The organism is Clavibacter californiensis (assembly GCF_021952865.1).
Lineage (GTDB): Bacteria > Actinomycetota > Actinomycetes > Actinomycetales > Microbacteriaceae > Clavibacter > Clavibacter californiensis.
This window is the reverse complement of the sequence record NZ_CP040792.1, coordinates 2,241,950-2,256,711: the sequence shown is the minus strand read 5'-3', so window position 1 is coordinate 2,256,711 and position 14,762 is coordinate 2,241,950. Positions and strand designations below refer to the sequence as shown.

Genomic DNA, 14,762 nt, shown 5'->3' with positions numbered 1-14,762 from the left:
ACTCGACCGGGGATCAGATCCAGCCGCGCTTCCGGAACGCGGCGTAGAGGATCACGCCCATCAGGACCATCAGGCCGAGCGCGAGCGGATAGCCGTAGGTCCACTGCAGCTCCGGCATGTTGACGAAGTTCATGCCGTAGATGGTGCCGACGAGCGTCGGCGCGAACAGGATCGCGGCCCAGGAGGAGATCCGCTTCACCTGGTCGTTCTGGGCGAGGCTCGTCTCGGTGAGCTTCTTCATCTCGTCGTTCTGACGCTGGCCGACGAGCGTCGTGTGCACGGTGAGCGCGTTCTGCAGCAGCGTGCGGAAGGCGTCGGCGCGCTCGGCGACCCGGATGACGTGGTCGTGCACGTCGCGGAAGCCGCGGCGGAGCTCGAGGTCGACGTCGTGCTCCTCGGCGCGCCGCCGCAGGTCGTCGAGGATGGAGCCCAGTGGCGCCGTCGCCCGCTGGAACGAGGTGACCTCGCGCATCAGCGCGTAGATGCGGCGGGAGACGTCGGGGTCGGCGCCGAAGATCTGGTCCTCGATCTCGTCGACGTCGTCCTCGAGGCCCGCGGCGACGGGGCCGTACTCGTCGACGACCTGGTCGAGGATCGCGTACATGACGGCGCGCGGCCCGAGCGCGAGGAGCTCGCGGTCCTCCTCGAGGCGGTGCCGGACGGCGGCGAGGTCGGGCGACTCCGCGTGGCGGATGGTGACGACGAAGTCGGGCCCGACGAAGACGTGCAGCTCCCCGAACTCGACGCGCTCGTCGGCGTCGAGGTACCGCGCGGGGCGGAGCACCACGAACCACGTGTCGCCGTAGCGCTCCATCTTCGAGCGCTGGTGCCCGCTGAGCGCGTCCTCGACGGCGAGCGGGTGCAGGCCGAACTCGTCGGCGACGCGGTGCAGCTCCTCCGGGTCCGGCCGGTACAGGCCGATCCACGCGAGGCCCTGGCGCTCCCGCATCACCTCGAACGTCTCGTCGAGGCTCTCGGGATCCGCGGTGCGGACCCCCTGCACGTACACGGCGCTGTCGACGACGGTCATCGGATCTCGCTCTCGGGTCGGGGGACCCGCGCGCGGGCCGAGTGCGACTGTAGCCGGGCCCGCCGCGAGAAGAGAGGAGCGGGGCCTCAACGCAGAAGAGCCGGCCGGATCCTCGTGGATCCGACCGGCTCTCGTGTGTGTCCGAAGGGGGACTTGAACCCCCACGCCCTAATACGGGCACTAGCACCTCAAGCTAGCGCGTCTACCAATTCCGCCATCCGGACAGGATGCGCGGCCCGCCGTCTCCGGCTGCCGAGAGACGACATTAGCACGGCCCGGGAGGCTCCCCGACCACCCGGCGACAGGACGCCCGCGTCCGGCCTCGATAGCGTGGACCCATGACCGACACGCTCCCCGACGACCTCGACGCCACCGCCCGGATCGCCCGCGACCTCATCCGGTTCGACACCACCAACCACGGCGAGGGCCGGTCGGAGGGGGAGACGGAGGCCGCGGAGTACGTCGAGCAGCATCTCAAGGACCTGGGGCTGGCGCCCGAGCTCATCGACGCCGCGCCCGGTCGCACGAGCGTCCTCGCGCGCATCCCGGGCCGCAACCGCGACAAGCCCGCGCTCGTCGTCCACGGCCACCTCGACGTCGTGCCCGCCGACCCCGCGAACTGGTCCGTCGACCCGTTCGGCGGCGTCATCAAGGACGGGATGCTCTGGGGTCGCGGCGCCGTGGACATGAAGAACATGGACGCGATGATGATCACCGCGCTCCAGGAGATCATCACCTCGGGCCGCGCGCCCGAGCGCGACCTGATCATGGGCTTCTTCTCCGACGAGGAGGCGGGCGGCGTGCTCGGCTCCGCCTACGTCGTCGAGAACCGGCCCGAGTGGTTCGCGGGCGCGACCGAGGCCATCAGCGAGGTCGGCGGCTACTCCATCGACCTCGCCGGGAAGCGCGCCTACCTGCTGCAGACGGGCGAGAAGGCCCTCGTCTGGATCCGCCTCGTCGCCACGGGCACCGCGGGCCACGGCTCGCAGGTCAACCGCGACAACGCCGTCACGCGGCTCGCGGGCGCGGTCGCGCGGATCGGCATGGAGGAGTGGCCCGTCCACCTCACCGACACGACGCGCCAGCTGCTCGACGAGATCGCCCGCATCGTGGGGGCCGACCCGAAGCAGGTCACGCCGGACGACCTCGCGATCGCCACGGGCACCGCGTCGAAGTTCATCGCCGCGACGCTGCGCACCACGACCAACCCGACGCTCCTGCACGCCGGCTACAAGCACAACGTGATCCCCGACACGGCGGAGGCGCTCATCGACATCCGCGTCCTGCCGGGCGAGGAGGACGAGGTGCTCGCACGCGTCCGGGAGCTCGCGGGCGACGGCGTCGAGGTCCGCATCGTGCACCAGGACGTCGGCCTCGAGAACCCCTTCGAGGGACCGCTCGTCGACGCCATGGTCGCCACCCTGGGCATGCACGACCCCGAGGCCGAGGTCCTGCCCTACATGCTCTCCGGGGGCACGGACAACAAGGCGCTCAGCCTCCTCGGGATCACCGGATATGGCTTCGCGCCGCTCAAGCTCCCGGCGTCCATGGACTTCCCGTCGATGTTCCACGGCGTCGACGAGAGGGTCCCGCTCGACGCACTAGTCTTCGGGAGGCAGGTCCTCCGCGACCTCCTCCTGAACTACTAGATCCGAGCCCCAGGTGGGCCACCCGACACTTGGAGTGCACGCTTGAGCTATCTCGAGGCGATCATCCTGGGCCTCGTCCAGGGCCTGACCGAATTCCTGCCCATATCCTCGAGCGCGCACCTCCGCATCGCCGGGCTCTTCATGGGCGGCGACCCGGGAGCCACGTTCACCGCCATCACGCAGCTCGGCACCGAGCTCGCGGTCGTGGTCTTCTTCCGCAAGCGCATCGGCAAGGTCCTCTCGGCGTGGACCCGCTCGCTCCGCGGCGGGATGCCGAAGGGCGACCCGGACGTGCGCATGGGCTGGCTCGTCATCATCGGCACAGTCCCCATCGGCATCGCGGGGTACCTCTTCCAGGACACCATCCGCTCCACGTTCCGCTCGCTCTGGATCGTGGCGATCGTGCTCATCGTCTTCGGCATCCTGCTCGGCCTCGCCGACCGCTACAGCCGCAGCGACCGCCTCGAGAAGGACATGACCTACGGGCACGGCGTGAGCATCGGCATCGCGCAGGCCCTCGCCCTCGTCCCCGGCGTCTCGCGCTCGGGCGCGACCACCACGGCCGCGCGCGCGTTCGGCTACTCCCGGCCGGTCGCCGCGGAGTACTCGTTCCTCCTCGCCGTGCCCGCGGTCTTCGGCAGCGGCCTGTACGAGCTCGTGAAGAGCTTCGACGAGACCGGCCAGGCCGGCGCCGGGCAGACCGCGGTCGCGACCCTCATCGCGTTCATCGTGGGCCTCGCGGTCATCGCGGGCCTCATGCGGTACATCTCCACCCGCACGTTCATGCCGTTCGTGGTCTACCGCGTCGCCCTCGGCGTCGTGCTCCTGGTGCTGCTCGGCACCGGCGCGATCGCGGCCTGATCCCGTGCGCGCCTGGCCACGCCCCGCCGTCCCCGCCGTAGCGGGGGAGCCCCCCGTCCCGACCCTGTTCGACACGAGCGCCGGATCCGTCCGCCCCGCCGAGTGCACGGGCGACGGCCGCGTGGGCCTCTACGTCTGCGGCATCACGCCCTACGACGCGACCCACATAGGCCACGCGTCCACGTACCTCGCCTTCGACACGCTGCAGCGCGTCTGGCTCGACCGCGGGTACGACGTCGCCTACGTGCAGAACGTCACCGACGTCGACGACCCGCTGCTCGAGCGCGCGACCGCCACGGGTGTCGACTGGCGCGACCTGGCCACCGAGCAGGTCGAGCTGTTCCGCACCGACATGGAGGCCCTGCGGATCCTGCCGCCCGACTCCTACGTCGGCGTCACGGAGGTCGTCGACGAGGTCGCGGCCGCGGTCGCGGAGCTCGTCCGGCGCGGCACGGCCTACCCGGTCGCCACGCCCGACGCCGCCGAGGCCGGAGCCCATGACCTCTACTTCGACGTCGGCCGCGCCGGCGCGGACGGCCCCTGGGCCCTCGGCGACGAGAGCGGCTACGACCGCGACACCATGGCCGCGCTCTCGGCCGAGCGCGGCGGCGACCCCGAGCGTCCCGGCAAGCGCGACCCGCTGGATCCGCTGCTGTGGCGCGTCGAGCGCGCCGGCGAGCCCGCGTGGGACAGCGTCGTCGGGCGAGGCCGCCCCGGCTGGCACATCGAGTGCGCCGTCATCGCGCTGCGGAAGCTCGACCGTCCGGTCACCGTGCAGGGCGGCGGATCCGACCTGATCTTCCCCCACCACGAGATGTCCGCCGGCCACGCGTCCGCCCTCACCGGCGAGGACTTCGCGTGCGTCTACGCGCACAGCGGCATGGTCGCGTACCAGGGCGAGAAGATGAGCAAGTCGCTCGGCAACCTCGTGCTCGTGTCGCGCCTGCGGGCCGCGGGCGTGGATCCGCGCGCCATCCGCCTCGCGCTCCTCGCGCAGCACTACCGCTCGGACTGGGAGTGGACGGACGCGCTCCTCGCGGAATCCGTCACCCGTCTCGCCGCCTGGGATGCGTGGGCCGCCGACGCGTCGTCGACGGACGCCGACGCGGGGGAGCCGGGTGAGCTGGTGCAGCTCGTCCGCGAGCGCCTCGCCGACGACCTCGACACGCCGGGCGCGATCCTGCTGCTCGACCTCCGTGTCGCGACCGGCGTCCCCGCGACGCCCGTCGAGGTGGCCGCGGTCGACGCGCTCCTCGGCGTGGCGCTCGGGAGCCCGGCGGCCTGACCCGGAGGCGGGGCGCTACTGGTCCTTGGGGTCCTTGGGGTCCTTCGGCCGCCACGGCTCCTCGGGCCGGTCGTCGCCGCGTCCACGCGGCCCGTCGCCCCGGCGCAGGTACCTCTCGAACTCCTGCGCGATGGCCTCGCCGCTCGCCTCGGGGGAGTCCACCGTGTCGCGGGCCTGCTCGAGCTGCTGGATGTAGGACGCCATGTCCTCGTCCTCGCCCGCGAGCTGGTCGATGCCGGCCTCCCAGGTCGCGGCCTCCTGGATGAGCTCGCCGCGCGGGATCACCACGTCGACCATCTCCTCCAGCTTGTCGATGAGCGCGAGCGTGGCCTTGGGCGACGGCGCGCTGTGCACGTAGTGCGGCACGGAGGCCCAGAGGGAGACGGTGGGCATGCCCATCTCCTCGGCGCGCTGGGCGATGATGCTGAGGATCCCGACGGGCCCCTCGTAGGTGCTGCGCTCGATGCCGAGCTCCGCCCGCACGCTCGCGTTCTCGCTCGTGGAGTAGACGGAGATGGGCCGCGTGTGCGGCACGTCGGCCAGCAGCGCCCCGAGCAGCACGACGCCCTCGACGCCGGCCGCGCGCGCCGCGTCGAGCACCTCGGCGGTGAACGCCGTCCAGTGCCTGGACGGCTCGACGCCGAGCAGGAGGTGGATGCTGCCGCCGTTGTCGCCGCTCACGCCGAGCTGCGCGTCGGCCGCCAGGTCCTGCGCGGGTCGCCGCGGGTCCTTCGGGCCGTAGAGCGTGGCGCCCGGCCACTCCAGCTCGCGGGTGCCGTCCTCCGCGAAGCCGATGGTGGGGCGGTTGAACTGGAAGTCGAAGTAGTCCTCGGGATCCACCGACGACACCGCCTCGAGGTCGAGCAGGTCCTTAAGCGCCCGGACCGCACCGCTGGCGGCCTCGCCCGCATCGTTCCAGCCCTCGAAGGCGACGACCAGCAGCCGTCCGCTCACGAACCTCTCGGCATCCGCCACGTGACTCCCGTTCCGTCTCGCCCTCGGACCGCCCGGCCGGCGGTCATCGTACGATCCTAGGACGCGGCGCCTCGCCGGTAGACTCGCTCCCCGTGATCAGCAACAGACCCGCGGCCGTCCTCTGGGACATGGACGGCACCATCGTGGACACGGAGCCCTACTGGATGGTGGCGGAGGAGGCGCTGGTCGGCTCCTTCGGCGGCACGTGGACCCCCGAGGACGGGCTCCGGCTCGTCGGCAATGGGCTGGACGACTCGGCGCGCATCCTGCAGGAGGCGGGCGTCGACCTGCCCGTCCAGGAGATCATCGACCGCCTGAGCGACCGCGTGATGGAGCAGATCCTCGTCGAGGTGCCGTGGCGCCCGGGCGCGCGGGAGCTCCTCCGCGGGATCCGCGAGGCCGGCATCCCCACCGCTCTCGTCACCATGAGCATCGGCCGCATGGCGCGCCAGGTCGCCGACGCCGTGCCGTTCGACGCGTTCGACCACGTCGTCGCCGGCGACGACGTCTCCCGCAGCAAGCCGCACCCCGAGGCGTACCTCGCCGCCGCCGACCTGCTCGGCGTGGACATCCGCGACTGCGTCGCCATCGAGGACTCCGCTCCTGGCGTCGCCTCCGCCACCGCATCCGGCGCGACCGTCATCGCGGTGCCGCACCACGTGCCGCTGCCGACCGACGACGCCTACGTGCTCTGGGACACCCTCGCCGGCCGCACGCTCGCCGACCTCGAGGCGGCCCACGCCGACCGCCGGGCCGCGGCCTCGATTCGCGACGAGGTGCCCGCATGACCGTCGACACCGCCGCCGCGCGTTTCAGCGGACCGTTCCGCGCGGGCGACCGCGTGCAGCTCACGGGCCCCAAGGGCCGGCTCAACACCATCCTGCTCGAGCCCGGCAAGGTGTTCCACACCCACCGCGGCATGATCGACCACGACGACCTCATCGGACTGCCCGACGGCAGCGTCGTGAAGAACAGCGCGGGCATCGAGTGCCTGGCGCTCCGGCCGCTGCTCTCGGATGTCGTCATGTCGATGCCCCGCGGCGCCGCGATCATCTACCCGAAGGACGCCGCGCAGATCCTCGGCCTCGCGGACGTGTTCCCGGGCGCCACCGTCGTGGAGGCGGGCGTCGGATCCGGCGCCCTCTCGATGTGGCTGCTGCGCGCCCTCGGGCCGACCGGCACGCTCCTCTCCTTCGAGCGCCGCGAGGAGTTCGCGGACGTCGCCCGAGGCAACGTCTCGAGCTACTTCGGCCACAGTCCGGAGAACTGGTCCATCACCCTCGGCGACCTGGCGGAGGCGCTGCCGACCGTCACCGAGCCGCACTCCGTCGACCGCGTGATCCTCGACATGCTCGCGCCGTGGGAGTGCGTCGACGCGGTCGCCGAGGCGCTCACGCCCGGCGGCGTCCTGCTCTGCTACGTCGCCACCGTCACGCAGCTGTCGCGCGTGGCCGAGGCGCTCCGCGACTCCGGGCTCTTCACGAACCCGGATGCGAGCGAGACCATGATCCGCGGCTGGCACGTGGAGGGCCTCGCCGTCCGTCCCGAGCACCGCATGATCGGGCACACCGGCTTCCTCATCACCGCGCGCCGCCTGGCACCCGGATCCGTCCTGCCGCAGCTCAAGCGCCGCGCGTCGAAGTCCGACTTCAGCGACGAGGACATGGAGGCCTGGACCCCCGGATCGCTCGGCGAGCGCAAGGTGAGCGACAAGGTCCTGCGCAAGCGCGTCCGCATCGCGGAGCACGGCGCCCAGCTCGCGGGCGCCAGGGACCAGGCGGAGGCGGGCGACACGGTCGTCCCCGACGGCGCGGACGACACGTCCGATGCGCCGGAGCCCACCGACCCCACCGCCTAGGATGACAGGGCCGATCACGCGGGTGCGTGCCGGCCGCCCCCACCATCGAAAGAGGAGTCACGTGCGCCGTTCCGCCGCGCTCACCGTCTGCGCAGGACTCGTCCTGACGCTCGCCGCCTGCAGCCCCTCCGGCTCCGGATCCGGTGCGGCGGCGGGCTGCACGCCCCTCGCCCAGGCCGGCACGTCGTCCAGCACGGTCACCGCCACGGGCGACGTCGGCAGCGCGCCCGCCTCGGTCGCGTTCCCCACGCCGCTCAAGCCCGCGGGCGTCGAGGTCTCCACGATCGTCGAGGGCGACGGTGCGCCCGTGCAGCCGAACCAGGGCATCACGGCCGCGGCCTCCATCGTCGACGGCAAGACCGGCAAGGACCTCGCGGCCTACGCCCGCATCGCGCCCAACGCCCGCACCACGGGTTCGCCGCTCTTCACGCCGGCCTCCCTGCACGAGTCGCTGCCGTACCTCGAGGACGCGATGACGTGCATGCCCGTCGGCTCGCGTGTCGCGGTGACGGTCCCCGTGTCCACGGTCTTCCCCGGACAGGACCTGTCGTCCCAGGGCCTCGACGCCACCGACGGCCTCGTCCTCATCGTCGACATCACGTCGTCCTTCCCGGAGAAGGCCACCGGCGAGCCGCGGCCTGCCCAGGCCGGGTTCCCGTCCGTCGTCACGACGGACGACGGCATCCCCGGGATCACCATCCCGCCGAGCACGCCGCCCACCGAGTACCGCGACGCGCTCCTCCGCGCGGGCGACGGCGCCGAGGTCGGCGACGGCGACACCGTCACGCTGCAGTACACCGGCGTCGTCTGGGGCACGAGCACGTCGGCCGAGAAGCAGGCCGTGTTCGGATCCAGCTGGACAGGCGGCGGCCCCCTCCAGGTGCCCGCGACCGCCACCACGGCGGCGCCCTCCACCGGCGCGGCCTCCTCGCTCGTCGTCACGCCCGGCCTCGCGAAGGCCCTCGTGGGCAAGCACGCCGGCGACCAGGTCATCGCGGTCGTCCCACCGGCCGACGGATTCGGCGACCAGGGCTCCGCCAAGGTGCCCGCGGGGTCCACGCTCGTCTACGTGGTGGATATCCTCGGGACCAGCACCACCAAGTAACGACGCATCGCCACCGGCCGGGGGCTGCACCGACGTGAGGAACACCGCGTGCCCGAGACATCCCGCCGACCGAACGTGCCCGTCGAGGAGCGCCTGTTCAGCCTCGTGCTGGCGCTTCTCGCCACCGAGCAGGGCCTGACGAAGAACGAGGTCCTCTCGAGCGTCCAGGGCTACCGGCAGCGCTACCGGGCCGGTGGCGACAACGCCAACCTGGAGCGCCAGTTCGAGCGCGACAAGGACGACATCCGCGACCTCGGCGTGCCGCTCGAGACCGTGGAGGCGCCGGGCCAGGAGGGCAACAACCAGCTCCTGCGCTACCGGATCCCGCGCGGCGCCTACGAGCTCCCCGCCGACCTGTCCTTCACGCCGGAGGAGACGACGCTCCTCAACCTCGCGGCCATGGTGTGGCGCGAGGGGTCGCTCTCGGGGGAGTCGCGCCGTGCGCTCATCAAGCTGCGCTCGCTCGGCGTGGAGTCCGACGATCCCGTCATCGGCTTCGCGCCGCGCCTGCGCACGCGCGAGGCGGCCTTCGCGCCCCTGAGCGTCGCGCTCGAGCGGCACGTCCTCGTCTCCTTCGGCTACCTCAAGCCGGGGGAACGGACGGCCAGGATCCGCACGGTCGCCCCGCTCGCGCTCGTGCAGCACCAGGGCCGCTGGCACCTGCACGGCGTCGACCAGGACGCCGACGGACCGCGCACGTTCCTGCTGTCGCGCATCGTCGACCGCGTGCGCGTGACGAGCCGCGCCTTCGTGCCCGAGGGGGAGGACCACGCCGAGCGCGCCCTCGCCGACCTGGACCGCGTGTGGGCGAACGGCGTCGGGGAGGTCACCGTGGCCCCCGGATCCGACGCGGAGATCCGCCTGCGCCGTCGTCGCGGCACGGAGGACCTCGGCGACGGACGCCTCCGCGTGCACTACTCCGACACCAACCTCTTCGCCGACGAGGTCGCGGGCTTCGGTCCGGAGGCCCGCGTGATCGCGCCGCCGAAGCTGCGGGACGCCGTGCGCGCCCGCCTCGCGGAGACCGTCTCCGCCCACCGGGAGGACGCATCATGACCGATCGCGCCGCGCCGCTCCACGCGCAGGACAAGCTGGCGTTCCTGCTGGCCCTCGTGCCGTACCTCACCGACCACGGACGCGTCAGCGTCAGCCAGGCGGCCGCGCACTTCCGGGTGCCGCCCGAGCAGATCCGCCAGGCCGTGCGCCTCATCGCCGTGTCCGGCGTCCCCGGCTCCACGGCCTCGTACCAGCACGGCGACCTGTTCGACATCGCGTGGGACGACTTCGAGGACAACGACCAGATCGTCATCACGCACATGGTCGCCATCGACGACTCCCCGCGGTTCTCCGCCCGGGAGGCGGCCGCGCTCATCGCCGGCCTCCAGTACGTCTCGTCCCAGGCGGAGGCCAGCGACCTCGACCTCGTCGGCCAGCTGATGGCGAAGCTCGCACGCGGATCCTCGGCGAGCCCCAGCCAGGTCGCCGTCGCGGCCGGGGCGGGCGACGGCACCCGCGACGACCTCCGCCGTGCCATCGCGGAGGAGCGCCGGGTCGAGTTCGACTACCGGAGCCCCCGAGGCGGTACGGAGCGCCGCGTGGTGGATCCGCTCCGCCTCGAGTCGATGGACGAGGACTGGTACCTGCGCGGCTGGGACCTGGCCCGCGGCGCCGTCCGCACGTTCCGCCTCGACCGCCTCGACGAGCTCGTCGTCACCGACCTCCCGCCCGAGCACCGGCCGCAGGACGTGGTGCTCGGCGACACCCTCTTCGAGCCGAGCCCCGACGACCTCCGCGTCACGCTCGAGGTCCAGGAGTCGGCGCTCCCGCTCCTCGGCGACTTCGTGGGCGACGAGCGGCCCGTCCCCGTCGCCGGTCGGCCCGGCCGCGTCGCCGTCACCGTGCGCGTCGCGCATTACCAGGGCCTCGTGCGCCTGGTCGCGGGCATGGCGGGCGTGGTCGTGGTCACCTCGCCTCCGGAGGCGCGGGCGGCGGTGGCCGAGTGGGCCGAGCGGGCCGCGGCCGCCTACGACGACGCCGGCTGAGCCGCGGCACCGAGCGGCACGGTGCCGGGCTCCGAATACCCGGCATCGGGAGGACGCCGCCCGGACCAGTGGTCCGCGCAGGGGAAATCCGGGTGAACCGCAATGCCGCACAGGGTGTCCTGACGGGTCGCGAAGGTAGACTCATCGAGGATCCCGACAACGACTGTCCGGCCCCCGACCTGAAGGAACGTGAACCACATGCTCGGAAACCTGACCGGATGGCACCTCGTCATCATCCTCGTCGTCATCGTCCTGCTCTTCGGTTCCACGAAGCTGCCCGCCCTCGCGAAGAGCGTGGGCCAGTCCATGCGCATCTTCAAGGGCGAGGTGAAGACCATGAAGGAGGAGAGCGGCCCCGACCGCCGCGACGACACCCGCGACGAGAACCGCCGCCGCGACGAGGAGCGCTACCGTGCCGACGACCGCGACGCGACGCCGCGCGACTACGTGCGCCCCGGCGAGTCCCGCGTCGACGAGCCCCGTTACGACGCCCCGCGCTACGACTCCCCGCGCGACGGCGGGGACTCCCGCCCCCGCGCCTGATCCGTGAGCACCACCGAGCGTCCCCGCCAGAAGAAGCGCGACGCGGAGGGACGCATGTCCCTCGTCCAGCACCTGCTGGAGCTCAAGAAGCGCCTGTTCATCGCGGGCGTGGCCATCATCCTGGCGATGGTCGTGGGCTGGTTCCTCTCCTCGTTCGTCCTCGAGGCGCTGCGCCAGCCCATCGAGACCATCAACGCGGAGCAGGGGCGGAACGCCAGCCTCAACTTCCCGACCATCACGTCGGCGTTCGACCTGCGCCTGCAGATCGCGCTCTACGTGGGCCTCATCATCTCGAGCCCCGTGTGGCTCTACCAGGTGTTCGCCTTCCTGGTGCCCGGCCTCACGAGGACGGAGCGCCGCTACACGTTCGGCTTCTTCTTCTCCGCCGTGCCGCTGTTCCTCGCGGGCTGCGCGGCCGGCTGGTTCGTCCTGCCGCACATCGTCGCGCTGCTCACGCAGTTCGCGGGTGCGGGCGACTCGTCGTTCATCACGGCGCGCGAGTACTTCGACTTCGTGCTGAAGCTGGTCTTCGCGGTGGGCATCGCGTTCGTGCTGCCGGTGTTCCTCGTGCTGTTCAACTTCATGGGGATCCTCAGCGGCGCGACGATCATCCGGTCATGGCGCATCGCGATCCTGCTGATCATCCTGTTCTGCGCCATCGCGACCCCGGCTGCCGACGTCATGTCGATGTTCCTTCTGGCGGTCCCGATGACGGTGCTGTACCTGGTGGCCGCGGGCATCTCGCTGCTGAACGACCGGCGCCGCGCGCGCAAGGCCGCCGCGATGGCGGACGACCTGCTGTCCTGATCCGCTCGGCTCCGACGCCCGTCCCGCGAGGGGCGGGCGTCGTCGCGTGCGCCCCCGGCCGGCGCGCGGATCCGGAGCCTAGGATGGCGACATCGTGACAGACCAGCTCTCGCCCGCCGAACGCTACGCGGCCTCCCGAACGCGTCGCAGCTTCCCGCTCCTCGAGTCGTTCGCGAGCGGCCTGCGCTTCGACCTCGATCCCTTCCAGCGCGCGGCCGCGGAGTCACTGGAGAACGGGCGCAGCGTCCTCGTCGCGGCGCCGACGGGCGCGGGCAAGACGATCGTGGCCGAGTTCGCGGTCTACCTCGCGATGCAGCGGCCGAGCGCCAAGATCTTCTACACGGCGCCGATGAAGGCGCTCAGCAACCAGAAGTACGCCGAGCTCGTGGCCGAGTACGGGCCGGACGAGGTGGGCCTGCTCACGGGAGACACCAACGTCAACAGCCGCGCGCGCATCGTCGTGATGACGACCGAGGTGCTCCGCAACATGCTCTACGCGGACTCCGACCTGCTCCGCGACCTCGCCTTCGTGATCATGGACGAGGTGCACTACCTGGCCGACCGCTTCCGCGGCGCCGTGTGGGAGGAGGTCATCATCCACCTCCCGCAGAGCGTCCGGATGATCTCGCTGAGCGCGACCGTGTCCAACGCCGAGGAGTTCGGCGACTGGCTGCAGGCGGTGCGCGGCGAGACGGACGTCATCGTCTCCGAGGAACGGCCCGTGCCCCTCGAGCAGCACGTCATCGTGCGGCACCGCATGGTCGACCTCTTCGACTCGTCGGGTCTCGCGGCGACGCACCGCGTCAATCCGGAGCTGGTGCGCATGACGCACGGCGGAGGTCGCGAGGCCGTCCGCGTGCGCGGCGGCCAGGGCCATTCGCGGGGCCGGACGGGGGCCGTCGGCGGATCCGGCAAGCGGGCACCCGGCCCGTGGGACCGCGGCCGCATGGACCGCCCCGAGGTCGTCGCCCTCCTCGAGGAGCGGAACCTGCTGCCCGCGATCTTCTTCATCTTCAGCCGCGCGGGCTGCGACGCGGCCGTCAAGCAGGTGCTGCGCGCCGGCGTCCGTCTCACCCACGCGCACGAGCGCGACGAGATCCGCGCCGTCGTGGAGGAGCGCTGCCGCACGCTCCGCGACGAGGACCTCGCCGTCCTCGGCTACTGGGAGTTCCTCGAGGGCCTGGAACGCGGGGTCGCGGCCCACCACGCGGGCATGCTGCCCGCCTTCAAGGAGGTCGTCGAGGAGCTCTTCCAGCGGAAGCTCGTGAAGGCCGTGTTCGCCACGGAGACCCTCGCGCTCGGCATCAACATGCCCGCGCGCACGGTCGTGCTCGAGCAGCTCGAGAAGTTCAACGGCGAGGCGCGCGTGCCGCTGACGCCGGGGGAGTACACCCAGCTCACCGGCCGCGCCGGCCGCCGCGGCATCGACGTGGAGGGTCACGCCGTCATCCAGTGGAAGGACGGGCTGGATCCGCAGGCCGTCGCCTCCCTCGCCTCCCGCCGCACGTACCCCCTCAACTCGAGCTTCCGTCCCACGTACAACATGGCCGTCAACCTCATCGACCAGTTCGGCCGGGAGCGGACGCGCGAGGTGCTGGAGTCCTCGTTCGCGCAGTTCCAGGCCGACCGTGCGGTCGTCGACCTCGCGCGGAAGGTGCGCACGCAGGAGGAGTCGCTCGCCGGCTACGAGAAGGCGATGGTCTGCCACCTCGGCGACTTCCGCGAGTACTCGGGCCTCCGCCGGGAGCTCAGCGACCTCGAGCGCGCCACCGCGGCCCGCGCCGACATGCAGCAGCCCGGCCAGCATGGCGAGCGCGACAAGCGGCAGCGCCAGCTGACCGACCTCCGTCGCCGGATGAAGGCGCACCCCTGCCACGCGTGCAAGGACCGCGAGTCGCACGCGCGCTGGGCGGAGCGCTGGTGGCGCCTCAAGCGGCAGACGGACGCGCTCGGGCAGCAGATCCGCACCCGCACCAACGCCGTGGCCAAGGTCTTCGACCGCGTCACCGAGCTGCTGCTCTCCCTCGGGTACCTCAGGCGCGCCCCCGACGGCCAGGTAGCGCCGACGCCCAACGGCCGGATGCTCAAGCGCATCTACGGCGACCGCGACCTCCTCATCGCGGAGTGCCTGCGCACGCAGGTGTGGGTGGACCTCGATCCCGCAGCCCTCGCCGCCATGGCCGCCTCGCTGGTCTACCAGCCGCGCCGTGACGAGGGCGACCGCAACGACCGGAACCTGCCGCGCGGAGCCTTCCGCGCGGCGCTCGAGCGCACGGAGGAGATCTGGTCGCGCCTCGACGACGTGGAGCGCGAGCGCCGCCTTCCCACCACGGATCCGCTCTCGACCGGCCTGTGCGCGCCGATGCACCGCTGGGCACGCGGCGGCAGCCTCGACGCCGTGCTCGACGAGGCCGACCTCGCCGCCGGCGACTTCGTCCGCTGGACGAAGCAGACCATCGACCTCCTGGACCAGCTCTCCGTCGTGGCCGACGGGCCCGTCTCCCGGAACGCGCGCACGGCGCTCGACAGCATCCGCCGCGGCATCGTCGCGTACTCCTCGGTGTGACCGCGCTCGCCCGGGCTCCCCGTCGGGAGCGCCCCCTCCTC

General features: G+C 72.2%; 13 protein-coding genes and 1 tRNA gene. 11 read left to right on the top strand and 3 right to left on the bottom strand.

All coding sequences use genetic code 11. From position 1 onward, the window contains the following. Positions 1–13 precede the first annotated feature (13 nt). Together FGD68_RS10915 and FGD68_RS10910 are read right to left on the bottom strand one after the other, a co-directional pair. Positions 14–1,030, bottom strand: a complete 1,017-nt coding sequence (locus FGD68_RS10915; protein ID WP_104234737.1) for a magnesium and cobalt transport protein CorA — start codon at positions 1,028–1,030, stop codon at positions 14–16. 138 nt (positions 1,031–1,168) lie between these two features. Next, positions 1,169–1,254, bottom strand: a tRNA-Leu gene (locus FGD68_RS10910). Between the two features lie 114 nt (positions 1,255–1,368). Between FGD68_RS10910 and FGD68_RS10905 the strand changes: the two genes are divergently transcribed. Genes FGD68_RS10905 through mshC form a run of 3 tightly spaced genes read left to right on the top strand, consistent with a single transcriptional unit; the run spans position 1,369 to position 4,825 of the window. Then, positions 1,369–2,679 (top strand): M20/M25/M40 family metallo-hydrolase, encoded by a 1,311-nt coding sequence (locus tag FGD68_RS10905; protein WP_119372410.1) that lies wholly within the window; start codon positions 1,369–1,371, stop codon positions 2,677–2,679. Between the two features lie 42 nt (positions 2,680–2,721). After that, positions 2,722–3,540: an undecaprenyl-diphosphate phosphatase gene (locus FGD68_RS10900; protein WP_104234735.1), complete on the top strand. Its 819-nt coding sequence runs from the start codon at positions 2,722–2,724 to the stop codon at positions 3,538–3,540. A gap of 4 nt (positions 3,541–3,544) precedes the next feature. Continuing rightward, on the top strand, positions 3,545–4,825 hold the full coding sequence (gene mshC / locus FGD68_RS10895; RefSeq protein ID WP_119372409.1) for a cysteine--1-D-myo-inosityl 2-amino-2-deoxy-alpha-D-glucopyranoside ligase: 1,281 nt from the start codon (positions 3,545–3,547) through the stop codon (positions 4,823–4,825). Positions 4,826–4,840: 15 nt separating this feature from the next. On the opposite strand, the gene FGD68_RS10890 is transcribed toward mshC, so the two are convergent. Further along, on the bottom strand, positions 4,841–5,800 hold the full coding sequence (locus FGD68_RS10890; RefSeq protein ID WP_119372408.1) for a PAC2 family protein: 960 nt from the start codon (positions 5,798–5,800) through the stop codon (positions 4,841–4,843). 92 nt (positions 5,801–5,892) lie between these two features. Between FGD68_RS10890 and FGD68_RS10885 the strand changes: the two genes are divergently transcribed. The 8 genes from FGD68_RS10885 (at position 5,893) to FGD68_RS10850 (ending at position 14,721) form a co-directional block, all read left to right on the top strand. Then, complete coding sequence (locus FGD68_RS10885; RefSeq protein ID WP_119372407.1) at positions 5,893–6,588, top strand: HAD family hydrolase; 696 nt, start codon at positions 5,893–5,895, stop codon at positions 6,586–6,588. Next, positions 6,585–7,658, top strand: coding sequence for a tRNA (adenine-N1)-methyltransferase (locus FGD68_RS10880; RefSeq protein ID WP_119372406.1), 1,074 nt, complete (start codon positions 6,585–6,587; stop codon positions 7,656–7,658). Before FGD68_RS10885 ends, FGD68_RS10880 begins: the two co-directional genes overlap by 4 nt. A 61-nt stretch (positions 7,659–7,719) precedes the next feature. Next, positions 7,720–8,763 carry an FKBP-type peptidyl-prolyl cis-trans isomerase gene (locus FGD68_RS10875; protein ID WP_119372405.1) on the top strand — a complete coding sequence of 348 codons (1,044 nt, stop codon included), beginning with the start codon at positions 7,720–7,722 and terminating at the stop codon, positions 8,761–8,763. Between the two features lie 48 nt (positions 8,764–8,811). Next, on the top strand, positions 8,812–9,819 hold the full coding sequence (locus FGD68_RS10870) for a helix-turn-helix transcriptional regulator (RefSeq protein ID WP_119372404.1): 1,008 nt from the start codon (positions 8,812–8,814) through the stop codon (positions 9,817–9,819). Continuing rightward, complete coding sequence (locus FGD68_RS10865) at positions 9,816–10,805, top strand: helix-turn-helix transcriptional regulator (RefSeq protein ID WP_104234728.1); 990 nt, start codon at positions 9,816–9,818, stop codon at positions 10,803–10,805. The genes FGD68_RS10870 and FGD68_RS10865 overlap by 4 nt, the downstream gene beginning before the upstream one ends. Before the next feature lie 198 nt (positions 10,806–11,003). Beyond that, entirely contained in the window at positions 11,004–11,348 is a 345-nt protein-coding gene (gene tatA, locus FGD68_RS10860; RefSeq protein WP_104234727.1) for a Sec-independent protein translocase subunit TatA, read from the top strand. A 54-nt stretch (positions 11,349–11,402) separates the two neighbouring features. Further along, positions 11,403–12,155, top strand: a complete 753-nt coding sequence (gene tatC, locus FGD68_RS10855) for a twin-arginine translocase subunit TatC (protein ID WP_119372411.1) — start codon at positions 11,403–11,405, stop codon at positions 12,153–12,155. Positions 12,156–12,249: 94 nt separating this feature from the next. Further along, entirely contained in the window at positions 12,250–14,721 is a 2,472-nt protein-coding gene (locus tag FGD68_RS10850; RefSeq protein WP_119372402.1) for a DEAD/DEAH box helicase, read from the top strand. The last annotated feature ends 41 nt before the right edge of the window (positions 14,722–14,762 follow it).

Bases quoted from the DNA above. Each gene is read 5' to 3' on its own strand.
- FGD68_RS10880 (WP_119372406.1), top strand. From the start codon at position 6,585: ATGACCGTCGACACCGCCGCCGCGCGTTTCAGCGGACCGTTCCGCGCG.
- FGD68_RS10865 (WP_104234728.1), top strand. From the start codon at position 9,816: ATGACCGATCGCGCCGCGCCGCTCCACGCGCAGGACAAGCTGGCGTTC.
- FGD68_RS10905 (WP_119372410.1), top strand. From the start codon at position 1,369: ATGACCGACACGCTCCCCGACGACCTCGACGCCACCGCCCGGATCGCC.
- tatC (WP_119372411.1), top strand. From the start codon at position 11,403: ATGTCCCTCGTCCAGCACCTGCTGGAGCTCAAGAAGCGCCTGTTCATC.
- FGD68_RS10915 (WP_104234737.1), bottom strand. From the start codon at position 1,030: ATGACCGTCGTCGACAGCGCCGTGTACGTGCAGGGGGTCCGCACCGCG.
- tatA (WP_104234727.1), top strand. From the start codon at position 11,004: ATGCTCGGAAACCTGACCGGATGGCACCTCGTCATCATCCTCGTCGTC.